Genomic DNA, 23,952 nt, shown 5'->3' on the forward strand with positions numbered 1-23,952 from the left:
ACGTTGACCGGCCTCAGGCGGCGCTGTACATGGCCTCGCTAAAGGTAAACAGGCTGGAGAACTCGCTGAGGAAGGTTTCCAGCTTGTCCGCCGTTAGCGGCCGGCTGAAATAGAAGCCCTGCATTTCGTCACACCCGAGCTTGATCAGGGTTTCCAGCTGTTCGGCGTTCTCGATACCTTCTACCAGCACCCGCAAGTCAAAGCTGCGGGCAATGCCCATGATCGCCAGAATGATGGCGGTGGAATCCTGGCTGCCCCCGGTCAGGTCACGCACAAACGACTGGTCGATCTTGATGCTGCTGATCGAGAAGCGGCGCAGGTAGTTCAGCGACGAATAGCGGGTACCAAAATCATCAATGGAAATCTGGATGCCGGCGCGGCGCAGCTGGCGAACCTTGGTGATGATGCTTTCCGCATCCTTCATCAGCAGGTTTTCGGTAATCTCGATCTCGACCGCATCCTTGGGAATGTCAAACTGCGCCAGCGGGTTCATTACCCGGTCAAACAGGTCGCTGCGCTCGAATTCGCGTGGCGACAGGTTGATGCCCAGCTTCAGGCTGGTAAAGCCCTTGCGGCGCAAGCGCTGCAACTGGCCGAGGCCTTCCTGCATCACCCAGTCGCTGATGCCGACAATCAGGCCGCTTTCTTCGGCCATCGGAATAAACGCATCCGGGCTGATCATGCCGTGCTTGGGATGACGCCAGCGAATCAGCGCCTCGATGCCAATCACACGCCGCTGCGACAGGCTGACCTGCGGCTGGTAGTGCAGCTCGAACTGGTTGCCTTCCTGGATGGCCTGGTGCAGGTCGTTCTCCAGTGAAATCCGCTCGGCGTGCGCTGTATTCATGGACGGCAGGTATTGCACATAGCCGTTTTTGCCCTGCGACTTGGTCTGGTACATGGCAATGTCGGCGCTACGGATCAGCGCTTCCGGCGTATCGCCGTCTTCCGGGAACATCGCAATGCCGATACTGGCCGTGGCCAGAAAATCGCAGCCGGCTACCTTGAACGGGCGTCGCAGTTCCGCCAGCACCTTCTGGGCAATCACCGCCACGTCGCCCTGGCAGGACACGTCCGGCAGCAGAATGGTAAATTCGTCGCCGCCCTGGCGCGCCAGCGTATCGCCAGAGCGCAGGCAACCCAGTACCCGCTCGGCAAACTCTTTCAGGAACCGGTCGCCTTCCTGATGGCCATAGCTGTCGTTGATCAGCTTGAAGCGATCAATGTCCAGGAACATCACCCCCAGCTGCTCGTCCCGCCGCTTGGCCTGGGTAATCGCCAGCCCGAGCCGGTCCATGAACAGCGTGCGGTTGGGCAGCGAGGTCAGCAGGTCATGAAACGCCTGGAAGATGATCATTTCTTCGGCGCGCTTGCGTTCGGTAATGTCGCGCGCCACGCCGGAGGTACCGACATAGTGGGGCGCGTGATGGTCCTGTTCCGAGTACACGCCTTGTGAACTCAGGATGGTCACGATCATGCGGTTGTCAAAGTGCCGCACGTCCTGCTGCTTGCCTTTGAGCCGCACTTCAAAATTGCTGGTGGCCCGCTCGCCGACACGCCGCTCGTTAAAGGCGTATTGCACCCGTTCGCGATCTTCGTCGTACAGCACTGTCGAGTAATGCAGCCCGATCAGTTCATTCGGGTCATACCCCAGCAGCGTTTCAAAGCGCCGGTTCACAAAAATGAAGTTGCCTTCTTTGTCGAGCGTGTAGATCAGGTCGGGCGACTGGTCCACCAGAAAGCGGTGCAGCCGCTCGGACTGCTCCAGCCGGGCGGTCATCAGTGCGTGTTCTTTTTCCAGCCGGCGGTGCCGCAAGGCCTTGTCGACGGTGCGGATCATCTGGTCCGGATCGCCGTGCTTGCGAATAAATTCGAAGGCCCCCTGGCGCAGTGCATGAATGGCCGAGTCGATCGACTCGTCGGCACTGAAGACGATCACAGAGGTGGAAATATGGTTGGCCACCAGCCAGTCCATGACCTCCATACCGGTAATGTCCGGCAGCTTCAGGTCCAGCACCACCACGTCGATTTCACGCGTACCGAGGAATTGCAGCGCCTCCTGGCCAGTGGCCGCTTCATCAATCTGCCGCCCCTCGCCGGCCAGCAGCTCGCGGTAGGCACTGCGAAAGCGCGGTTCGTCATCCACCAGCAAAATGCGCTGGACGTCCGGGTAATCTACAATCGTCGCTAATGTATGAAAGCTCGGGATGGCATTCATTTATTCCTCCGACCCTGATTTCGTGACCGGCAACGGGGCAAGATCGCCTCGCGGGCTGGCTGTAGTGGCTAATGCGGGAATGAATCTCGGAATCAACAACTGGATGGTCGTACCTTTGCCAGCCTGGCTATGGCAACTGATCTGGATACCCTGGCGGCGTGACAGTTCGCCGACAATCGACAACCCCATGCCGCGCGCGCCAGCCCCGGCGGCTTCCAGCGGCCGGTGAATCGAGCGGATGGCGGCTTCCGGCATGCCCGGCCCGGTATCTTCCATGCTGATCTGGGCATAGTCCTGCCCGTTATAGTTGACCTGATCAATCAGGGTAATCTTGATTTTCTGCCCGGCGCTGAGTGCCTCGGAGGTGTTTTTCCACAGGTTCACCAGAATCTGCTTCAGGCTGTTGCGCTCGCACTTCACTGGTAGCGGCGTGGCCGGCAAGACCGTGTCGATCTGGATCGATTTTTCCTTGAACAGCGCCTCGCTGTAGAGCGCCAGCAGCTCGCGCACCAGCCCGGTCATGTCCACGCCGCCGGTAGGGGCCTCGCCCGCCGGGATTTCGCTCATACGGCTGACAATGCTGGATACCCGGCTGATTTCTTCATTCAGGATGCCCAGCTCGTTGCGGACTTCGCTCTCTTCCGGCAACTTGCGGTCGAGGATTTTCAGGTAACTCTTGATGATGCCCAGCGGGTTGCCCGCTTCATGCACAATGCGTCTGGCCTGACGGCTAAAGCGCCCGGTGACTTCTTCATCCACCTCATGGCGGAAATCCTGCACCTGCTGGAACGCCGCCAGACTGGCCCCGGCAATCTTGCCGAAATTGCTCAACCAGCCTTGCTGTCGCTGCAGGCGCTGATAATGCGCCTGGTTAAGGCCGCACACCATCACCCCTTGCACCTGGTCACGCGCCAGCATCGGGATCACCAGCAGCCCCTCGCTGCCCAGCGCACGTGCAAACTGCACGTCCAGCAGCGATTTGCCGGATTCCGGCGCATCAAACGAGCTATAGATCTGCCGCGAGACCGCCGCGGCGGCCATCAGGGAGCGCCGGGCTTCCTGCGGAATCTCGATCTGCTGGAATACTGCGGGTTGTCCTTCCACACCTTGGCCGGACAATGGACCGCCAGGTGTTTTGCAGCGCAAGAACGCCAGCTTGCCGATATCAAACAGGATGCGGGCCGATTCGCGAATGGCCAGCATCACTTCCGTATCCGAATGCAGTTCCAGCATGTCTTGCTGCAGCGGCTGCATGACCGCTTTGCCAGCCACCATGGCCGAGAGAGCTTCCTGTGCCGTTTCGGCCGACGGCGTATGGTCCGGAAAGGCCGCCACGTCCAGTTTGGCCCAGGCGCGTAATTTGTACAGTACGTCCGGCAGCGGCAGGCCCAGCGCTTCACCGAGCTTGTGGGTTCTGGCCACCGCTTGCTCGCGCAGATGGGTCAGCGCCTCTGCGCTGGTCTCGCCAAACAGTTGCTGGTACTGTGCCAGCAATTGCGGCGAGGTTTCATCATCAAAACTCAGGGCATGGGCAAACCACACCAGCCGCGGCAGCATGCCGGCGGTCTCGATGTCTTCCGGCAAGGCATGATGGAACAGGATGGCGTCGGCCATGCCGGCATCCAGCTGCCATTTGTCGACCATCCAGGCACCGGCCTCGCCGTGATGCACGCCAAACCCGGCCGTCTCTTCGGCGGTCAGCAGGCTTTCATACGGGCAGGTCGACACCAGCTGGGCGTATGGTGCTCCCAGGGCAGACAACAGGATCAGTTCGCCCACATCGTGCATCAATCCGGCCAGATAGGCCTCGTCCGGACGACGATAACCCACCACTTCCGCCAGCTGGCGCGATAGTTCAGCCACCAGCAGCGAATGCGCCCAGAAAAGCACCAGGTCTTTGGACTGCACCCCGTCCTGACGCTCAAACAGGCTTTGTACCGACAGGCAGGTCGCGATCGAGCGGATCATCCGCGTACCGAGGCTGGTCAGGCAGCTCTCCAGGCTTTGCAGCTCTGTGCCGCGCCGCAGCGCAGGGGAGTTGGCCGCCGTCAGGACCCGTGTGACCAGACCGGCGTCCTGTCCGACCAGTGCCGCCAGCTCATCCATGGTGATCTGTTCGTTATCGACCATCTGCATCAGCTTGATCAGCACCTGCGGCGGCGACGGTACCTTGCCGGCCTCGATGATATGCTCGATGGCTTCGGGCAATTTATACATGGCCGTTCTCCGGCAGGCGGCACACCACGTCATGGCAGGCCGTCTGTGGCGCCCATGGCCAATGCACGCCGCCAGGCTTTGCCCGGCTAACGCATCCGCTCATGTATCCTGACGTCCTGTCCAACATCGCCTGTCACCTCTTGCCTGTAAGCACTGCCTGCCAGCCGGCTCATTCGTCCGCGGCCCGGCAGCGCACTGCATACTACTATGCGGCCATATGTGCTTCAATATTGCGCATGAGTATCTGCCGCAATTCAGCATTGCACCAGTACCGCTTGTCCGGCAAATGGCGCTCCGCCAATTCCGGAAATGGTTTATTTACCTGGCCAATGCATCTACCGCCAATACAATAATCCTGTAAGCAGCTGTTTATTCAGCCATTTATTTATGGCGTATATTGGCTTCATTATAGACAGCATAAACATACGTGTTGCACATTTCTTATACATTACATTCAAAGTATCTGGCAACCGGATGAATTTTATTGGTTTTTTAACAACACTATCACATGCTTCAATTACCAATATATGCCTTTGTTATATTGATATGTACTATAAATATGATGTACATATCCACTGACCATTAAGAGTAATTCCCCGCTTTTACGCAGCACGTAATACGCCTATTCCTGCATTTATCGACATCTTTTCAGTATTCTTTAACCCAATAAGAAAAGCCGGCTTTATCAGTGATAAAACCGGCTAAAAAATCCTTCATTTATTCAGCTGAATGAAGGGCCCCATCCTGTTACATCAAAATGATCGCTGCATCCCTACTTGCCCTCTGGCAAGGCCACAATCTGGCCGTTTTTGAACGTATACACCGTAATCGGTGAGTTCTTTAAATCCCGTTTGTTATCAAACTGATAATCACCGGCCACCCCCTGATGAGACAGGAACGCCAAGGCATCACGATAATGTTCCGGCTCGACCGAATTGGCTTTCTGCATGGCTTTGGCAATCAGGTTCAGGCCATCAAACATTGAGGCACTGTAGGTGAGCGGTTCAATGCCGAATTTCTTCTTGAAATCGGCCTGAAATGCCCGGCCCGCTTTGCTCTGCTCCAGCACCGGCCCGCCTTGCGGACAATACACGTGACCATCGACAGAGGCACCGCCCAGCTTCGCCAGCTCTTCATTGCAAATGGCATCGCCGCCCAGCAAATAGGCATCCATGCCCAGTTGTTTCATTTGCGCCCGCATGGGTCCCGCCTGGGTGTAGTACCCGCCGTAGAAAATCCCGTCCGGCTTCGAGGCCTTGATCCGGCTCAGAATGGCACTGAAATCGGTCGCTTTGTCCGTGGTAAACTCGCGGGCAATAATCTTGATTCCGTTGGCTTTGGCGGCTTTCTCAAACTCGTCGGCCACCCCTTGGCCATAGGCCGTGCGGTCATCAATGACGGCAAACTGCTTGAGCTTCAGGCTCCTGGCAGCAAAGGTGCCCATTTTTGTACCCAGCTGGGTGTCGCTGGCAGAAATGCGGAAAATGTACGGGAACCCCTGCTGGGTAATCTTCGGATTGGAGGCCACGGTCGCCATCACGATCCCGGCCTCGTTAAACAGTCGGGATATCGGCAGCGCCACCCCCGAGTTGTAAGGCCCCAGTACGGCTTTGACTTTGCTGTCAATCAGACGCTGGGCCACCGTCATGCCGGTTCGGGCATCGGCCGCATCGTCTTCGGACACCAGTTCAAAACGGATGCGTTTGCCAGCCACCATCACCCCCGAGGCATTCAAACGCTCCAGCGCCAGTTTGAAGCCGTATTCATCATCCTTGCCCAGTGCCGCCTGCTGCCCGGACAACGGGCCGGTCAGACCAATCTTGACGACTTGTTCGTCAGTTGCCCGCGCCAGCATTGGCAACATGGCCAGTATCAGGCCCGCAGGCAGCAAATGACGTACGGTATTGTTTTTCCACATCATGACTCTCCTCAAAGAATAATGCTTGGGCAATGCCCAATGGCAAGACGGTTAAATCGGTGAATGCCTCGCAACCAGATGATGATGCGGGAGCCAGATTTGCCACACCTGCCGATTCACGGGCTCCCGCATGAACCGACAGTCAATGCCAATCCGGCCTCAGCGTGTCTGTTTGAGCTTGCGCTGGTGCATGACGCGTCCGATGGTGTTGAGTAACAGCTGGGCGGCCAGAATGGAGGTCGACCCTGAGTGATCGTAGTCGGGTGCAACTTCTACCAGGTCAATGCCCACGATATCCCCTTGTGCCGCCAGTCCCGCAAACAGCTCCAGGCCTTCGTAATAGGTCAGCCCGCCGTGACTGGGGGTACCGGTGCCCGGCGCAATCGACGGGTCAAAACCATCGATATCAATGGTCAGGTAATAGCGGACGTTTTTGGGAATGCGGCTCAGCACGCCTTCGATACCCAGCTTGCGGAGCTGCCGCACAGAAATGATGTCAGACCCCATTTCGCGGGCCTGGGCATAGCCTTCACGTGCTGTCGACGACACATTGCGAATGCCGATCTGCGTCATGCCGGTCACTACCTCCTTCTCGGCCGCACGCCGCAACGGGTTGCCGTGCCCGTGCCGGACCCCATGCCGCTCATCCACAAAGTCCAGATGCGCATCGATATGCACCACGTGAAAGGGAGCCTGGTCGCTAAAGGCATTGATACAGGGAATATTGATGGAATGATCGCCGCCCAGGACCACCGGCAGCGCCCCGGCAGCCAGGATCTTGCGCACGCCATACTCGATGTTGGCATGGCTTTTTTCGGTATTGGTATGCACGATATCGGCATCCCCGATATCCACCATGCGCACCTCGTTGGCCGGCAGATAAATTTCGTCGTCCTCAAAATCGTAGGCGCCGCCATGACCAAAAGAAAACAGGGTAGACGCTTCGCGTATGCCGCGTGGACCGAACCTGGCCCCTGCACGCCACTGGGTACCACAGTCAAATGGCGCCCCCATGATGGCCACATCGGCCTGGATGTTGTCCCAGTCCAGACAGACAGGGGATTTCCCGAATGTACAGATACCGACAAATGGCAAATTCAAGCGGCCGGTTTCATAGCTGTTAGCAGACATGATGATTTCCTTTTCATGATGACCAGGCGGACAATGCCTCCCGCGAATCGCCTGTCTGCGGGTAACACACTGTCTTGGCAGTGAACCCATTTTCAGCAATAATTAACTTCAATAAAACAGGAATGAAATGAAGTTCATTTCGGAATTTTCCGAATAAACCGGAGGCTTCAGCATGCAGGTTCAAGATGCCGATTTGAAGTTGCTACGGATTTTTGACACCATCGTCAAAAGCGGCGGATTTGCGGCAGCCCAGTCCGCCTTGAATCTGGGCGCTTCCAGCATTAGCGAATATGTATCGCAGCTGGAATCGCGACTGGGTGTCCGGTTGTGCGAGCGGGGCCGGTCAGGCTTTCGGCTGACGGACGAAGGGGCCAAGCTGCATGCGGCATCCCAACGCCTGCTCGGGGCGGTGGACAGTTTTCACATGGAAGCGATGGATCTCAGGCAACAGCTGCAAGGGCAGCTGCGGTTTGGCATGGTGGAGGCCACCCTGTTTGATGAACATGCGCCCTTGTTACCCGCAGTGCGGGCATTCGGCCGCATGGCACCAAACGTAGATCTGGAAGTCGAAATTGACACGCCCTCTGGTCTGGAACAAAAAGTCCTGGACGGGCGCCTGCATCTGGCCGTTGGCCCCTTTCCCGGCAAAGTACCCGGGCTGGTTTACGAGCCCCTGTATACCGAAGAGCAAGGGCTGTACTGTGCATCCACACACGCGCTGTTCGACATCCCCGACCCCATGCTTCAGGTAGACGATATTCGCCATGCCCGGTTTGTGGCACGCGCCTATCTGGGGCACCTGGAACATACCTTGCTGGGCATTTCCCGCCCGGCGGCATCTGTAGATACGGTAGAAGGCCGCGCCTTGCTGATCCTCTCCGGCAATTACATCGGCTTTTTACCCCCGCCGTATGCACAGAAATGGCAAGACCTGGGGTTGCTGCGGCGGCTGGATGCCAGCCGGTTTTATACCCGGCTGGTATTTCATGTGATACAGCGGCAAGGGGCTTCTCCGTCACGCGCGGTGCTGGGCTTTATCGACATTCTGAAGCAAATGGCGACCTAGCCACTCACCGCAGCCCGGCAGTCCTTACATCTTCACGCCCAGCTCGCGCAGGCGTTCTTCCAGGTACGCCAGGGCGGTATAGCGGTCTGATAACACCACTTCGTCGCGCGGATGCAGGAACAGCGGCAGCGAGATGCGGGATTTGAAGCGGCCTTCACCGGTCGGGTTAATCACCCGGTGGGTGGTGGACGGGTAGTAGCCGCCGGAGGCTTCCTGCAGCATGTCGCCAATGTTGATGACCAGCGTGCCGAAATCGCAGGGCACGTCGTACCACTGGCCATCGGTGCCTTTCACCTGCAGGCCGGGTTCGTTGGCGGCCGGCAGCACGGTGAGCAGGTTGATGTCTTCATGGGCGGCGGCGCGGATGGCGCCGGGGTCTTCCTGCCCGGTCAGCGGCGGGTAGCGCAAAACGCGCAGCAGGGTCTTGCGGCTGTCCTGGATCATCTGTGGCAGCGGCATGGAGAAACGCGCCTTGACGTCAGCGGGCGTGTTTTGTTCTACCCAGCCCAGCAGCTCCTGGGCCAGCTGGTTGGCGATGCCGTAGTAACGGCTGGCGGTGTCGGGTACCTCCGTCGGATAACGGCCCCAAGGGTAGTAGTGGTAATACTCCTTGATGTCTTTCTTGCTATGGCCTTTGGCGGTTTCGGAAATCTCGGTCGAGAAAAAACCGTCCTGCTTGTCCCGGTCAAAAGCGTAGGCGTGCTTGGCCTCGCCGTCAAAAAAGGCCAGCCATTCGCGGTAGATGGATTCCACCATGCCCTGGGGAATGGGGTGGTTCTTGAGCACACCAAAGCCGGTGGTCCGCAGGGATTCGGTAAATTGCGCTGGCGCATCCGGGTCTTGATAATCGACGACCAGAACTTTCATGGTGACACCTCATGCGTGGACGTGGGTACCCGCGGGTAGCGGGAGGATACGCTGATTTTATGCCGACACCGCGCGTTCGTCGACTGGGAACGCAGCGGCTCAGTTGGCTTTCAGCAGCACGTCGTAACGTGGATTGAATTCATCAAAGATGGGCAGGGCAGCGGCGCCCAGTGCAGCGGTATCGGTGCCGGTCACGCCGACCCGCAGCCGGTTGCTGGCGGCGTAGTCGGAGCGGATCGAGACCGGTAACGGGTCCAGCGCGGCAATCAGGCGTTCCAGCAGCGGGGCCGGCAAAAAACCGCCCAGCACGATTGATTCGATATCCAGCATGGATTCGATGATGTTGATGCCCTGGCGCAGGGCAGGTACGGCTATCTTCAGCCATTCGTCGAAAGCTTGCGGGTTTTGCAGCAGAATGTCGGGCGAATGCTGCTCGGATTCCGGTATCTGCAGGATTTCATAGGCGGCATCCAGCGACACATAACGCTCCAGACAGCCCTTGTTGCCACAGTAGCAGGCGCGCCCCTCCGGCATCACCACCATGTGGCCGATTTCGCCAGCGTTTTTGGCCTGGCCGCGGTAAAGGCTGCCGTTCAGAAACAGGCCGGCGCCCAGACCGGTGCCGATGAAGACATAGGCAAAATTGTTGAGCGACTTGGCCACGCCGTACAGCCGCTCGCCAATCGCAGCGGCGTTGGCGTCGTTTTCCAGTAGCACGGGCAAGCTGGTGAGCTGTTGCAGTTCGGTTTCCACATCAAAGTTGTCCCAGCCCGGCAGCGTGGTCGGCCCTTTGGACGACATGTTTTCCACGCCAAACGGCCCCGGCATCACCAGACCGATGCCCAGCATGCGTTCCCAGTCGATATCGACCTGCTGCCGCAGTTGCTGCACCACCTCCACAATCATCGGCATGGCCACCGCAGGGGTAGGGCGGCTGACCGGCATGGCAATGCGGCCGCGCAACTTGCCGGCCAGATCGACCAGCACGCCGATCAGCGACTGGTGGTCCAGCTCGATACCGATGGAGTAGGCGCCATCCGGGTTGATGGTGAGCGGGGTGGCCGGCTGGCCGCGACCGACCTTGACCGGGCCGTGCGCCGTGATCATGCCGCTGGCTTGCAGCTCGCTAACGATGTTGGAAACGGTTTGCGCCGTCAGCGCGGTAAGGCGGGCAATCTCGGCCCGGGTCAGGGTGCCGTGCAGGCGGACCGTCTCGATGACCACCCGCCGGTTGTGGTATTTGGCGTGTTCCAGGTTGGTGCCGGCAGGCGTGGGCTGATCATGTAGGCTCGGTTTTTTCATGGCATAAGTATCCCGTTTCCCTATTAAATCAATCAAGTTGATTTAATAATTTTCTTGTGGTTTAATCTGCTTACCGAACAAATTGCCGGATACCCTTTTTCATCGCATGCCGGTGCCTGCCCCTCCCGACTGACCACGATGGTAGCCCGGGCGACGGCAGACACCCGATCAGACCGGAAGACACATGGCGAATCTGAAATTACGCAACATCCAGAAAACCTACGGTAACAATGTCCCGACCATCAAGGGCATTGATCTGGATATTCATGACGGCGAGTTTGTGGTGTTTGTCGGGCCTAGCGGCTGCGGCAAATCCACCCTGCTGCGCATGATTGCCGGGCTGGAAGACATCAGCAGCGGTGATCTGCTGATTGGCGACAAGCGCGCCAACGACATTGCCCCAGCCAAGCGAGGCACCGCCATGGTGTTCCAGAGCTATGCGCTTTACCCGCACAAATCCGTGTACGACAACATGGCCTTCGGCCTGAAAATGGCCGGCACGCCCAAGACCGAGATTCACCAGACCGTCACCAAAGCCGCCGAGATTTTGCAGATCACCCATTTGCTGGACCGCAAACCCAAGGAACTGAGCGGCGGCCAGCGTCAGCGTGTGGCCATTGGCCGTGCCATTGTGCGCAAGCCCGGCGTGTTCCTGTTTGACGAGCCGCTGTCTAACCTGGACGCCTCGCTGCGGGTACAGATGCGTATCGAGCTGTCCCGGCTGCATCAGGAACTGGGCATTACCATGATTTACGTGACCCATGACCAGGTCGAAGCCATGACCCTGGGCGACCGGATCGTGGTCTTCAATGGCGGGCATATCGAGCAGGTCGGCACCCCATTAGAGCTTTACCATGCCCCGGCCAACCGCTTTGTGGCCGGCTTCCTTGGCTCACCCTCGATGAATTTCATCCCGTGTACCGTCAGCCGCACGGCGGACGGTGTCACCCTGTTTGCCGGGGAACAATGCCAGACCCGCCTGCCAGTGACCGCTGCCTTGCCGGATTCGCTCACGCTGGGCATCCGTCCGGAGCACCTGCGCATCAGCCAGGCGCCATCCGGCATCCAGGGGCATATCGACCTGGTGGAACATCTGGGCGATTCGGTGGTGATGTATGTCTCCGTACCCGGGCTGAAAGAGGTGCTGTCGGTCAAGCTGGATGGCTCGCACGCCGAGCTAAAAGCCGGTGACCCGGTGCATCTCGACATCGATACCCGGCATTGCCATCTGTTTGATGCAGACAATGCCAGCATTCAATGGAAATCATGAGCCGGTAACGGCTTGTGCGCATGTTGTGCAGTTTTTCGGGTTGTCGCCAGACATCCTTAACCGAAGGAGAGAGTGTTCATGAAACGTTTGAATCAAGTTGCCGTGGCAGTGATGATGACCGGCTGTGCCATTGGCGCATCGGCAGAAACCACCCTTAACGCCCTGTTCATGTCTCAGGCCGCTTACAGCGAAGCCGACATCAAAGCCATGAGTGCCGATTTCACCAAGGCCAACCCAGGCATCAAGGTGAAACTGGAGTTTGTCCCTTACGAAGCCCTGCACGACAAGATCGTGGCGGCCAACGGTGCCGGTGGTTCCGGTTACGACGTGGTACTGTTCGACGTGATCTGGCCCGCCGAATTTGCCAAGAACAAGATGCTGGTCGACGTGACCAAGCGCATTCCGGCCGATCAGGTCGGCAAGGTATTCGACGGTGCATGGACTACGGTCAACAACAACGGCCACAAGCTGGGCATGCCGTGGATTCTGGACACCAAATACCTGTACTACAACAAGGACATGCTGAAAAAAGCCGGCATCGCCAATCCGCCAAAAACCTGGGCTGAAGTGCTGCAACAGGCCAAGATCATCAAGGACAAGGGGCTGGTGAAATATCCACTGGTGTGGAGCTGGTCTCAGTCCGAAGCCATGATCTGTGACTTCACCACCCTGGCGCTGGCCCACAAAGGCCAGTTCTTCGACAAGGGCAAACCGGCCTTTGACAAGGGTGGCGTGCTGGATGCCGCCAAGCTGATGCAAGCCTCTCTGGCCTCCGGCCTGACCAACCCGAACTCGCGCGAATACCTGGAAGAAGACGTTCGCAAGGTGTTCTCTAACGGCGAAGCAGCCTTTGCACTGAACTGGACCTACATGTACAACATGGCCAATGATCCGAAACAGAGCAAGGTGGCCGGTAAGGTCGGCATCCTGCCGGCACCGGGCGTGGCGGGTAAATCCGTCGCCTCTGCCGTTAACGGTTCGATGGGCCTGGGCATTCCGTCCGGCAGCAAGCACGCAGACGATGCCTGGAAATACATCAGCTACATGACCTCGGCCCCGGTACAGAACAAGTACGCCAAGCTGAGCCTGCCGATCTGGAAAGCGTCTTATGACGATGCGGCTGTGACCAAAGGCCAGGAAGAGCTGATTGCCGCTGCCAAGCAGTCCATGGCCGTGATGGCGGGCCGTCCGGAAACCCCGGCGTACACCCAGTTGTCGACCATTCTGCAAAAGCACCTGCAAAAGGCATTGCTGGGCCAGACGCCAGTGGCTGACGCCATGAAGGCCGCGTCTACCGAGATTGCCGGGATCCGCTAATCATGTCGAGCGCCCTACAACAACGCCGGACAGCCTGGGTACTGCTGGTACCCATGCTGGGCATCATGGCGGCGGTCACGGCGTGGCCGCTGCTCAGAACGGTCTGGTTAAGTTTTACTGACACCGGCATGGGCATTGGCGACAGCGGTGGCCAGTGGGTCGGGCTGGAAAACTTTGCCCGCGCCCTCTCTGATGCAGATTTCCGTACCGGGTTTGGCCGGACACTGTACTTCACGCTGGTGTCCGTCGGTCTGGAACTGCTGATCGGCATTCTGGTGGCCCTGCTGCTCAACCAGAAATTCCGCGGCCGTTTCCTGATGCGGGCCCTGCTGGTGTTGCCCTGGGCGCTCCCTACCATTGTCAACGCCATGATGTGGCGGCTGATTTACAACCCGGAGTACGGCAGCCTGAACGCGCTGCTGACCCAGCTGGGCATTCTGTCCGAATACCGCAGCTGGCTGGGCGACCCGGAAACCGCCATGAACATGGTGATTCTGGCCGACGTCTGGAAAAACTACCCGATCATTGCCCTGATTGCGCTGGCGGCGCTACAGACCGTCCCTACGGAACTGTATGAAGCCGCGCGCCTGGATGGTGCCAACGCCTGGCACCGTTTCTGGCACATCACCCTGCCATCCATTGCCGGCCCGCTGATCGTGGCGCTGGTGTTGCGGACCATCGAAGCCTTCCGCGTGTTCGACATCATTTACGTGATGACCCGCGGCGGCCCGGCCGACAGTACCCGCACGGTGAGCTTCTACGTGTACCAGGAATCGTTCAGCTATCTGCATGCCGGTACCGGCGCGGCGTACGCCATTGCCGTGGTTGGTTTTAGCAGCCTGTTGATCGGTGCCTATATCTTCCTGCTGCGCCGACAGAACGGAGCCTCGCGATGAAAAGACATCCGCTGTTGACCTTTTTGCTCTACGCCGCGGTGGTGTTGCTGGCGCTGAGCATTGTGTTGCCGATTGCCTGGCTGTTCATCATGAGCATCAGCCAGCCGACCGACCTCACCACCCTGCCGCTGAAGTGGTTTCCGGAGACCATCAACCTCGACCAGTACAAGCGCTTGCTGACGCTGGAAGAAGGCTCGACCGGTGAAACCTTCCTGTACGCCCTGCGCAACAGTACCGTGGTGGCCGTGTCCGCCACCCTGATTTCGGTGCTGGCTGCCATTCCGGCCGCGTACAGTTTCTCGCGCTTTCCCGGTCGCCAGGGCCTGCTGTACGGCACGCTGGCGGTGTACATGATGCCGCCGGTTGCCTTTGTGCTGCCGCTGTACCTGACCTTCAGCCACCTGGGCCTGCTCAACAGCAGCTGGGCGCTGATCATCGTCTACTGCACCATGCTGCTGCCGTTTGCCACCTGGCTGCTGAAAAACAACTTCGACCTGCTGCCGTACGAGATCGAACAGGCGGCCATCATCGACGGCGCCAGCCAGCTGCAGGTGATCTGGCATATTGCCCTGCCGCTGATCAAGCCGGCACTGGGGGCGGCGCTCCTGTTTGCGCTGCTGATGGCGTGGGACGAGTTCTTCTACGCCCTGATTTACACCAATGACCTGCGGGCCAAGACCCTGCCGGTGGCCATTGGCGACTTTGCTGCCGGCCGCGCCACCGACTACGGGCTGATCTCCGCCGTCGGCATGCTGGCCGCGCTGCCGCCGCTGGTCGCCGCCCTCTTTTTACAGCGTTCTCTGGTTTCCGGCCTGGCGGCTGGTGGCACCAAAGGTTAAACCGCACCGAATACTGATACAAAGGAATCCGACATGACCATTTCATTCATGCAGCGCGAGGCTCTCGCCGCCGCAGAGGCGGTTGCACGCCAGCAAACCGCTACCCGTGACCAGTTTGCCGGTCTGGCCGCCCGCCTGCAGGCACAACCGCCGGCCGCCATAGCGACCGTCGCCCGCGGCAGTTCCGACCACGCCGCCAACTATCTGGCCTACCTGATCATGTCTCGCACCGGCAAGCTGGTGACGTCGGTACCGATGTCGCTGGTGACGCTGCAGCATGCGCCGCTGGAAGCCAAAAACACGCTGTCGATTGCCATTTCCCAATCCGGTCAGGGGCCGGACGTGATTGCCACCATGCAGCATTTTCAAAACAACGGCGCCAATACGGTAGCGTTCGTGAATACCATCGGCTCGCCACTGGCCAAGCTGGTCGGCACCGCCATTGACCTGAGCGCCGGCCCGGAACAAAGCGTGGCCGCCACCAAGAGTTTCATCACCAGCCTGACCGCCTCTGCCAGCCTGGTCGCCCACTGGCAGAACGATACCCGTCTGCTGGACGGTCTGGCCGCCCTGCCAGACGCCATGACCGCCGCAGGCGGCGATGACTGGTCTGCCGCCGTCGAGCAGCTGGCCCCTGCCGGCCGTGCCATGATCGTCGGCCGCGGACTGGGGTTCTCGATTGCGCTGGAAGCCGCCCTCAAATGCAAGGAAACCTCCGCACTGCAGGCCGAAGCCTTTACCGGTGCCGAGATCGTGCACGGCCCGATGGCGCTGATCGAATCCGGCTACCCGTTACTGATCATTGCTACCCGCGGCCCGGAAATGGCCGGGCTGGTGCAGCTGGCCGACGACATGCGCCAGAAAGGCGCCAACGTGATCCTGGCCGCCCCTGCCGACGTGCCGTCCCGTACCCTGACCATCCCGGCCGCGCCAGTGCCCGAGCTGGACCCGGTCATGGCGGTACAGGCGTTCTACGTCATGGCCGCAGGGTTGGCCGCTGCCCGCGGCCTGAACCCGGATCAGCCCAGCCACCTGATCAAAGTGACCAAAACCCATTGAGCCCGACATCATGCGCGCAATCCTGACTGCCATCTGTTTTTCACAAGGACCCCGGCCATGAGCGCTGTAGATCCCACCCGTTTCAAGGCACGCCCCGATGAACTGGTGATCGCCATTGACGTGGGCGGCACCCGGGTCAAGTACGGACTGGTGGCGCTGGACGGCAGCGTCAAGGAAACCGGCGCCATCGACACCCTCGGCCCGCAGGGCGCGGGCCAGATGATGCAGCGCCTGCACGACGCCATCCGTCCGTTACTGGCACAGCAGCCGGTCGGCATCGCCATTTCCACGCTTGGCATCATCGACCCCGACAATGGCGAAATCCACGGCGCGGCCGAGGCCATCCGCGACTATCAGGGCCAGATCATCAAGTTGTGTTTCGAGCCGTTCGGACTGCCGGTCACGGTAGAGAACGACGTCAATTGCGTGGCACTGGCCGAAGGCTGGCTGGGGGCAGGCAAAGACATGAACAGTTTTATTGCGCTGACACTGGGCACCGGCATCGGCGGCGGCATTGTCATCGACAAGCACCTGTACCGCGGCTACCGGCAAGCGGCGGGTGAATGGGGTTATATGATCATCGAAGGGCAGATCTGGGAAGACGTGGCGTCGCTACGCGGTCTGGCCACGCTGGCCAGCCAGCAGATGCCCGGCGAAACCTGGACCGCCCGGCGCGTGTTTGAAGCCAGTGACAACGGCAACGCCACCGCCGCACAGGTCATTCACCGCTGGTACCAGTATCTGGCCACCGGGCTTGGCAACCTGATCTACGCCTTCAACCCGGAAGGCGTGATTCTGGGAGGCGGCATCAGCGGCCGCGGTGAACGCTTCGAAACCGAACTGCGGTCTTACCTGCAAACCATCCTGCGGCCGGATTTCTTCCGCATGACGCCCTGCGTGCTGGCGTCTGCCGGCAACCATGCCGGCCTGCTCGGCGCCACTTACAACTGGGCGCAGGTTCACCGGCCGGCGTAATCCCGGCCAGCCGGCCCGTCAGTCCAGTAGCGAGTGACGGTTACAGGTCCAGCACCAGCGGCCCTTGATGGGCGCGCGAGACGCAAATCATGATCTTGTTTTGCGCCGCTTTCTCGGTATCGTCCAGATACTGGTCCAGATGCAGCGCCTGCCCGCCCAGCAGCACGGTCTCGCAAGTGCCGCAGTAGCCTTCGCGGCACAGGCATTCCACTTTCACCTTGGCCTTGCGCTCGATGGCGTGCAGGATCGATTCGTCTGGACCAACCTCCACTTCCTTGCCGCTACGCGCCAGCGTAACCGTAAACGTGTGCGCGTCCTTGACGGCCTGCTTGCCGAACTGTTCCAGATGCACATGCTCCGCCGGCAGCACCTTGCCGGCTTCCGCCACCACTGCGTCCATCAGCACCTGCGGGCCGCAGGCATACACGTGGCTGTGCGCATCCAGCCGCCCCATCAGCGCGGGCAAATCCAGTTTCTGACCCTGGCTGTTATCGTACAGCACCACCCGGCCGCTGCCCTGGTACTGCCGCAGCACGTCCACATAGGCCGCCACGCTGGCGTCGCGATAACTGTAGTGCAGTTCAAACGCCGCACCGGCCTGATCCAGCGCCGCGATATGCGACATGAACGGCGTGATGCCGATGCCGCCGGCAATCAGGATATGCGGCCCGTCGCATGTGGCCAATGCAAACAGGTTGGCCGGCGGACTGACCGCCAAGGTACTGCCCACCTGCACCTGTTCATGCATGTAACGTGATCCGCCGCGGGACTGCGGCTCGCGTTTCACCGCAATGCAAAAGATGTTCTGCCCCGGCAGGTTGACCAGCGAATAGGCGTTGGCATGGGTGGTCTCGCCGTCCGGCATCTGCACGATCACATGACTGCCCGAGGTAAACCCCGGCAGCTCGCCGTCCACCGGCGCCAGCGTAAACGCCTTGATCTCGTCGCTTAAGGTGTCGACCGCCGTCACGGTGGTCAGGATAGTCTGTGGGGCTGCCATGGCATTACCTTGCAAAACGGATACAACGGGTCTTCAATGACCGGCTGGCGCACAGGTCGCCCGCCGGTACGGCGGTGGATCAGGCCTTGTAGGTCTGCGCCACCATGCGGTGGAAATAGGCAATGCCGTGCTCGCTGATGCCGCTGCGGGCCTGGTCTGCCATGATGCGTCCCTGCTTGCGGTACCCGCGGGACTGCAAGCCGCGCTGTACGCTTTCTACCAGCCCCAGGTCTTCCGGGCGGAACTCCTTGGTGGCCCAGTCGACAAACTTCTGCTGGTCTTCCGACAGATCGGTATTGCGGAACATCACCTCGTAATACTGCACGGTGACCCCGGCAGACACCGGAAATTCGTAAATCACCGTCATGGCGCCGTCGCCCGGCACCACGTTGAACATCACGCACGGCCAGATCCAGTAGCCGTTGAAATGGCGGTTATTGGCCGCGTCGTCAAACGCATAGCTGTCGTCCGACGAGCTGGCCTCGCCGCGCTGCAGGGTCCAGTTACCGTGGAAAGTATGGGTGTAGTTGGCGGTGCCAACCGACTGGGAGAAGCTAGGGTGTGCCGGTGCGCAGTGGTAGCACTCCATGTAGTTATCCACAATCACCTTCCAGTTAGCCGGGGTTTCGGTCACCACCCGCTTGGCCACTTTCAGGTCGGCAATGTCCGGGCACACCTGCATGAAGTGTTCCTGCAGGCCGGCCAGCTCGGTTTCGATCGGCTTGGCATCCGGGTCCATGTTCACAAACACAAAGCCGCAGTATTCGGCCACTTTCAGCGGGGTCAGGCCGTTGGCCGACTTGTCGAAGTTGGCCACGTTCTCGCAGTTGCGCGCTACCGCCAGCTCGCCATCGAGCTTGAAGGTCCAGGCATGGTACGGACAGGTAATCATGTTGCGCGCCTTGCCGCTGTCTTTCAGCAGCTCGTGGCCGCGGTGCGGGCACACGTTGTAAAAGGCGCGCAACACACCGTCCTTGCCACGGACCACGGCAATGTTCTCGCCGATCACCTTGCGAGTGAAATAATCGTTCGGCTGGGCCACTTCGCTGCCGTGCCCCAGGCACAACCAAGACCGGGCAAAGATGTGCTCTTTTTCATGCGCAAACACCTCTTCCGCGGTGTAATAGCGGGCTGGCAGGGTGTGAGCATTGTCGATGTCGGCACAAAAGTTGTCGTCCAGATCAGCGGTAAAAGCCTTGTACATGGTTGTGTCTCCTGGCGGGTTGGCAAGCGCGTTACGGGGCGGTTTTCCGGGGTAATCACCCCATCCCTGCCGCCGGATGCGGGCGGGTCAGGGAGCAAACCGTAACGGGAATGATTGGCATTAAACGCGCCCACCGGCACCACAGAGAGGACTTTTGCGACAGTTAATTTTCATTCTGCGACGATATTTCTTGACGACGGGCAACATCCGGGTGGTAATCTGCCCCACCATGACCGCGTCAGAGGGGGAAACATGGACCCGCATCCGTCGTACGATTACCACTTTCTGCTGCTGCCGGAGTTCTCGTTCATCGGCTTTGCCGCGCTGATGGAGCCGCTCCGCATTGCCAACCGCTTCCGTCCGGGAGCCAGCCGCTGGCGCATCCTGTCGGAAGACGGCGGGCCGGTCACCGCCAGTAACGGCATCGCCATCATGACTGACGGCGCCATCACCGATGTCGACCACTGCGACTGCCTGTTCGTGATCACCAGCTTCAACCCGCTCGACCATTACACCCCGGCGCTGGGCGCCTGGCTGCGCAAGCTGGACCGCCAGGGCACGGTACTGGGCGCCATCGATACCGGCTGTTACATCCTGGCCGAAGCCGGTCTGCTGAACGGTGCTACCGTCACCCTGCACTGGGAAGCCATCCCGGCGTTCATGGAGCGCTACCCGCAGGTAAAGGTCAGCCAGGAACTGTTCAAGCTCACCCCCAAACGCCTGACCTCGGCGGGCGCGGTTGCCTGCGTAGACATGGTGCTGGAGCTGATCGCCCAGCGGCACGGGCACGATCTGGCGCTGACGGTCTCCGACCAGCTGGTGCAGGGGCGCATCCGCGAACCCGCCGAACACCAGCGCATGCAGATCACGCGCCGCTACAACGTGCATCACAAGAAACTGGTGTCGGCGATCAAGGTCATGGAGTCTCATCTGGAAACGCCGCTGACCACCGAAGCCCTGGCGGCCGATGTCGGGCTGACCCGGCGCCAGCTGGAGCGGCTGTTCAGCAGCTACCTGCAGCGTTCGCCGGCCAGCTTTTACCTGCGGCTAAGGCTGGAACGCAGCCGGCACCTGCTGCAGCAAACCGACCTCAGCATCGTCGAGATCAGCATTGCCTGCGGCTTCGAATCCCCGTCTTACTTCTCGCGCGCCTACCGCAAGCACTTTGCCTGCAGCCCGCGCGAAGATCGTCAGGGGCCGAAATACGCCGACTAGCCGGGTGAGGGCCTGTGCACACCATTTTCTGGAGTGCGAACCGGCCCTAGTTGGCGACCACAGTTTTGGAGAGCTGGATGCCGTGCTTTTTGAGTTTGTATTGCAGGGTGGCGCGGGGAATGCCGCAACGGCGGGCCACTTCAGAGAGGTTGGGATAACGGTTCAGGTATTGCAGCAGGCGCTGGCGTTCGAACGCCGCCACCTGCTCGTCCAGTGATACGCCGTCATCGGACGGCAGGCTGGCCATGTCGTCCATGGACGCCATCGCAGGCTCGTGGCCTGCTGGCTGACTGGCCACGGCAGCCAAGGCCCCCCGCGGGCGTTCGTCGTCTTCCAGCAGGATAAAATCGAGCTCGTCGCCGGTTTCGCACAAAATCAGGCTGCGCAGCAGAATGTTCTCCAGCATGCGCACGTTGCCCGGCCAGTGATGCTTGAGCATGCGCTCCATCACCGCATCGCTGACGCGGGTCACCCGGTTGCCGGTGATTTTACCGTGCTTTTTCAGGAACGCCTGCGCCAGCAGCGGAATGTCGTTGAGGCGGTCACGCAAGGGCGGAATCGGCAAGTAGCCCACGTACAGGCGGTAGAGCAGGTCAGAACGGATTTTCTTCTGGTCCAGCATGTCCTGGGGTGATTCGTTGGTCGCGGCAATGATGCGCACGTCCACCTGCACCTCGCGGTTGGAGCCCACCCGCGAAAAGGTCTTTTCCTGCAAGGCCCGCAGCAGCTTGCCCTGGATCGACAGCGGCATGGAGTTCAGCTCGTCCAGAAACAGCGTGCCGCCATTGGCAGACTCCAGCACCCCCTGGCGGTCTTCTGCGCCGGTAAATGCTCCTTTCACGGTGCCGAACAGGGCGCTCTCGAACAGTGGCTCCGGCAAGGCGGCACAGTTAAGCACCATGAACGGCTTGTCGCTGCGCGGGCTTTCCTTGTGCAGCAGGCGGGCAAACAGCTCCTTGCCGGTGCCAGTCTCGCCGTAAATCAGCACCTGCACATCGGTTTGCGCAATACGGTGGGCACGGTGAATCAGCCGCTGCATCTCGGCGTCGTTGGTAATGATGCCGATCTCGTGCGGGTCGGCCTCGCTGCCGACGCGCTGCTGCAAATCGACAAACTGCTCGTGCAGCTTGCCGATCATGGTCAGGTTGCGTGATACCTCGATGGCGCCCAGAATCTTGCCGTTCGGGTCCGTCAGCGGCAACGTGGTATGCACCTGATGCACCGGCTTGCCGCGCGGGTTGAAGTACAGCTGGTATTTGTTGTGGTAGCGCTTGCCCTTCTGCAGCGCCTCGTGCATGGTACTGTCGGCCAGGTTCAGGTCCGGATACAGCGCCAGCATGTACTGGCCCAGCGCCTGCTCGGACGTGTACTCGTCCATTTCCGAGCATTCCTTGTTGTAGTACACGTAGCGCCCTTCGCCATCCACAATGGCAATCGGCTGGCCGATGGCGTCCAGAAACTCAGAGAAAATGCCCAGTGCTGCCGCAAGTTGTGTGTCCATGCTGATCCCTGCCATACCGGTGCAACACCGGGGTTGAGATGCCGAAAAACTGGCACTATCACGAATTTTCGTAGTATTGCTTGATTTTGATCAATAAAGCAAATCTCTCATTTCCTTTCCAATCAACCACTTACGATTTTTCCTTGCCATGGCACGATAGTTGCTCCCTGTTTGTCCGTAGTTTTACGTAAGGGCCAGACCCGACGTCGGCCAATCCGCTTTTCCGAACATGACAGGGGACAACAGTGTCAGCCGTTAAAGAGAATGGGAATTTACAGCAAGGTCCGATCATCGAAGTCACGGACCTGCACAAGCAGTTTGGGCCGCACACCGTATTGGATGGTGTCTCGCTGACCGCCCACACCGGCGATGTCGTGTCACTGATCGGCGCCAGCGGCTCCGGCAAAAGCACCCTGCTGCGCTGCCTGAACATGCTGGAGATTCCGCACCGGGGCAAGGTGTGCATTTCTGGCGAAGAAATCCTGCTCAAAACCAACCGCCACGGCCAGACCGTGCCCGCCAACCCCCGGCAAGTGGACAAAATCCGCACCCGGCTGGGGATGGTGTTCCAGAACTTCAACCTCTGGCCGCACATGACCGTGCTGGAGAACATCATCGAAGTGCCCGTCCGGATATTGAAGCAACCCAAGGCCGAGGCCATCGCCTACGCCGAAGCATTGCTGGAAAAAGTCGGTATGTCGGCCAAACGCGATGCCTACCCCGGCTTTTTGTCCGGCGGGCAGCAACAGCGCGTCGCCATTGCCCGCGCACTGGCCACCCGCCCGGCGGTGATGCTGTTTGACGAACCCACCTCGGCGCTGGACCCGGAGCTGGTGGGCGAAGTCCTGAAAGTAATTCGTGATCTGGCCAAAGAAGGCTGCACCATGCTTCTGGTCACCCACGAAATGTCGTTTGCGCGGGAGGTCTCCAGCAAGGTGCTGTTCCTGCACAAAGGCAGAATCGAAGAATCCGGTACACCGGAAGCCGTGTTTACGGCACCGGTCAGCGAACGGTGCCGGCAGTTTGTGAATGCTCAGCAGTGGAAGTCGTAACACCTCCTTTTGATTTTATTTTCATTTTCATTACCACTCACACGAGGTAAACCATGAATAAAACCCTGAAAGCGACCCTGATCAGCTGTCTGGTCTCCACCACCCTGCTGGCAGCGCCGGCCATGGCCAGCAAGCTGAAGATCGGCATTGCGGCAGAACCGTACCCGCCGTTTTCCGTCAAGCAAAGCTCCGGCCAGTGGAGCGGTTTCGAGATCGACCTGGTGAACTACATCTGCAAAGAAATCAAGGCCCAGTGCGAGATCAACGAAGTGGCCTGGGACGGCATCATCCCGGCACTCACCAGCAACAAGATCGACGTGATTTTCAACTCCATGTCCATCACTGCCGAGCGTGAAAAAACCATCGCTTTCAGCGCACCCTACTATTACACCCCGTCCATGTACGTTGGCCCCAAAGGCAGCAAGCTGACCACCACCCCGGCCGGCCTGAAAGGCAAGATCATCGGTGTGCAGGGTTCTACCTCTAACGCCGACTTCCTGAAAAAGAATTACAGCAGCACCGCCACGATCAAGTACTACAACACCCAGGATGAACTGAACGCCGACATGGCCGCCGGCCGGGTAGACGTGATGCTGATGGACGCCGTACCGGCCGTGGACTTCTTGCAGAGCAAAGATGGCGCCGCCCTGGAAGCCAAGGGCATGGCCCCGAAAGACCCGTTGCTGGGTGAAGGCATTGGCGCCGGCCTGCGCAAGTCCGACGTGGCGCTGAAAAAGCAGTTTGATGCCGCCATCAAGAAGATGCAGGTGTCCGGCGACTTCAAAAAGATCCAGAAGAAATACTTCTCCATTGACCTGACACCTAAATAAGTCACTGGTCGGCAACGCCATGGGGGCCACGCCCTCATGGCCGCAAGACACGTAAAGACAGTCCGCAGGACAACA

Annotated in this window: 19 protein-coding genes; 10 read left to right on the forward strand and 9 right to left on the reverse strand. The window is 59.6% G+C overall.

Annotation, left to right across the window (positions count from 1 at the left end; all coding sequences use genetic code 11):
* Nucleotides 1-13 precede the first annotated feature (13 nt).
* The 4 genes from F552_RS0117645 to speB all read right to left on the reverse strand — a co-directional run bounded on the left by F552_RS0117645 (nucleotide 14) and on the right by speB (nucleotide 7,484).
* Nucleotides 14-2,218 (reverse strand): putative bifunctional diguanylate cyclase/phosphodiesterase, encoded by a 2,205-nt coding sequence (locus tag F552_RS0117645; RefSeq protein WP_018153103.1) that lies wholly within the window; start codon nucleotides 2,216-2,218, stop codon nucleotides 14-16.
* Complete coding sequence (locus tag F552_RS0117650) at nucleotides 2,219-4,435, reverse strand: HDOD domain-containing protein (protein ID WP_018153104.1); 2,217 nt, start codon at nucleotides 4,433-4,435, stop codon at nucleotides 2,219-2,221.
* Between the two features lie 772 nt (nucleotides 4,436-5,207).
* A complete protein-coding gene (locus F552_RS0117660; RefSeq protein WP_211208310.1) occupies nucleotides 5,208-6,356 on the reverse strand; it encodes a branched-chain amino acid ABC transporter substrate-binding protein in 1,149 nt (382 codons plus the stop codon).
* A 156-nt stretch (nucleotides 6,357-6,512) separates the two neighbouring features.
* Entirely contained in the window at nucleotides 6,513-7,484 is a 972-nt protein-coding gene (gene speB / locus F552_RS0117665; RefSeq protein WP_018153107.1) for an agmatinase, read from the reverse strand.
* 172 nt (nucleotides 7,485-7,656) lie between these two features.
* On the opposite strand from speB, the gene F552_RS0117670 reads away from it, so the two are divergent.
* Nucleotides 7,657-8,550 carry a LysR family transcriptional regulator gene (locus F552_RS0117670; protein WP_018153108.1) on the forward strand — a complete coding sequence of 298 codons (894 nt, stop codon included), beginning with the start codon at nucleotides 7,657-7,659 and terminating at the stop codon, nucleotides 8,548-8,550.
* Nucleotides 8,551-8,574: 24 nt separating this feature from the next.
* Here F552_RS0117670 and F552_RS0117675 read toward each other — a convergent pair whose 3' ends face one another.
* Together F552_RS0117675 and F552_RS0117680 are read right to left on the reverse strand one after the other, a co-directional pair.
* On the reverse strand, nucleotides 8,575-9,417 hold the full coding sequence (locus F552_RS0117675) for a 2OG-Fe(II) oxygenase family protein (RefSeq protein ID WP_018153109.1): 843 nt from the start codon (nucleotides 9,415-9,417) through the stop codon (nucleotides 8,575-8,577).
* Between the two features lie 99 nt (nucleotides 9,418-9,516).
* Complete coding sequence (locus F552_RS0117680) at nucleotides 9,517-10,719, reverse strand: ROK family transcriptional regulator (RefSeq protein ID WP_018153110.1); 1,203 nt, start codon at nucleotides 10,717-10,719, stop codon at nucleotides 9,517-9,519.
* Between the two features lie 184 nt (nucleotides 10,720-10,903).
* On the opposite strand from F552_RS0117680, the gene F552_RS0117685 reads away from it, so the two are divergent.
* The 6 genes from F552_RS0117685 (at nucleotide 10,904) to F552_RS0117710 (ending at nucleotide 17,075) form a co-directional block, all read left to right on the forward strand.
* A complete protein-coding gene (locus F552_RS0117685; RefSeq protein WP_018153111.1) occupies nucleotides 10,904-11,989 on the forward strand; it encodes an ABC transporter ATP-binding protein in 1,086 nt (361 codons plus the stop codon).
* 78 nt (nucleotides 11,990-12,067) lie between these two features.
* Entirely contained in the window at nucleotides 12,068-13,306 is a 1,239-nt protein-coding gene (locus tag F552_RS0117690; protein WP_018153112.1) for an extracellular solute-binding protein, read from the forward strand.
* A 2-nt stretch (nucleotides 13,307-13,308) separates the two neighbouring features.
* Entirely contained in the window at nucleotides 13,309-14,202 is an 894-nt protein-coding gene (locus tag F552_RS0117695) for a carbohydrate ABC transporter permease (RefSeq protein ID WP_018153113.1), read from the forward strand.
* Nucleotides 14,199-15,041, forward strand: a complete 843-nt coding sequence (locus tag F552_RS0117700) for a carbohydrate ABC transporter permease (protein WP_018153114.1) — start codon at nucleotides 14,199-14,201, stop codon at nucleotides 15,039-15,041. The genes F552_RS0117695 and F552_RS0117700 overlap by 4 nt, the downstream gene beginning before the upstream one ends.
* A 33-nt stretch (nucleotides 15,042-15,074) precedes the next feature.
* Complete coding sequence (locus F552_RS0117705) at nucleotides 15,075-16,100, forward strand: SIS domain-containing protein (RefSeq protein ID WP_018153115.1); 1,026 nt, start codon at nucleotides 15,075-15,077, stop codon at nucleotides 16,098-16,100.
* Nucleotides 16,101-16,157: 57 nt separating this feature from the next.
* Nucleotides 16,158-17,075, forward strand: a complete 918-nt coding sequence (locus F552_RS0117710) for an ROK family protein (RefSeq protein ID WP_018153116.1) — start codon at nucleotides 16,158-16,160, stop codon at nucleotides 17,073-17,075.
* A 40-nt stretch (nucleotides 17,076-17,115) separates the two neighbouring features.
* On the opposite strand, the gene F552_RS0117715 is transcribed toward F552_RS0117710, so the two are convergent.
* Entirely contained in the window at nucleotides 17,116-18,075 is a 960-nt protein-coding gene (locus F552_RS0117715; protein WP_018153117.1) for a PDR/VanB family oxidoreductase, read from the reverse strand.
* Nucleotides 18,076-18,154: 79 nt separating this feature from the next.
* The gene (locus tag F552_RS0117720) at nucleotides 18,155-19,279 is read right to left on the reverse strand and encodes an aromatic ring-hydroxylating oxygenase subunit alpha (protein WP_018153118.1); all 1,125 of its coding nucleotides are present in this window, start codon (nucleotides 19,277-19,279) and stop codon (nucleotides 18,155-18,157) included.
* A gap of 252 nt (nucleotides 19,280-19,531) precedes the next feature.
* On the opposite strand from F552_RS0117720, the gene F552_RS0117725 reads away from it, so the two are divergent.
* A complete protein-coding gene (locus F552_RS0117725; protein WP_018153119.1) occupies nucleotides 19,532-20,494 on the forward strand; it encodes a GlxA family transcriptional regulator in 963 nt (320 codons plus the stop codon).
* Nucleotides 20,495-20,540: 46 nt separating this feature from the next.
* Here the strand turns inward: F552_RS0117725 and F552_RS0117730 are convergent, their stop codons facing one another.
* Nucleotides 20,541-21,995, reverse strand: coding sequence for a sigma-54 interaction domain-containing protein (locus F552_RS0117730; RefSeq protein ID WP_018153120.1), 1,455 nt, complete (start codon nucleotides 21,993-21,995; stop codon nucleotides 20,541-20,543).
* A gap of 245 nt (nucleotides 21,996-22,240) precedes the next feature.
* Here F552_RS0117730 and F552_RS0117735 point away from each other — a divergent pair, with 245 nt between their 5' ends.
* Nucleotides 22,241-23,047, forward strand: a complete 807-nt coding sequence (locus F552_RS0117735; RefSeq protein WP_018153121.1) for an ABC transporter ATP-binding protein — start codon at nucleotides 22,241-22,243, stop codon at nucleotides 23,045-23,047.
* Nucleotides 23,048-23,100: 53 nt separating this feature from the next.
* Nucleotides 23,101-23,877, forward strand: a complete 777-nt coding sequence (locus F552_RS0117740) for a transporter substrate-binding domain-containing protein (protein ID WP_018153122.1) — start codon at nucleotides 23,101-23,103, stop codon at nucleotides 23,875-23,877.
* Nucleotides 23,878-23,952 lie beyond the last annotated feature (75 nt).

This window comes from Leeia oryzae DSM 17879, assembly GCF_000376945.1.
GTDB classification, from domain to species: domain Bacteria; phylum Pseudomonadota; class Gammaproteobacteria; order Burkholderiales; family Leeiaceae; genus Leeia; species Leeia oryzae.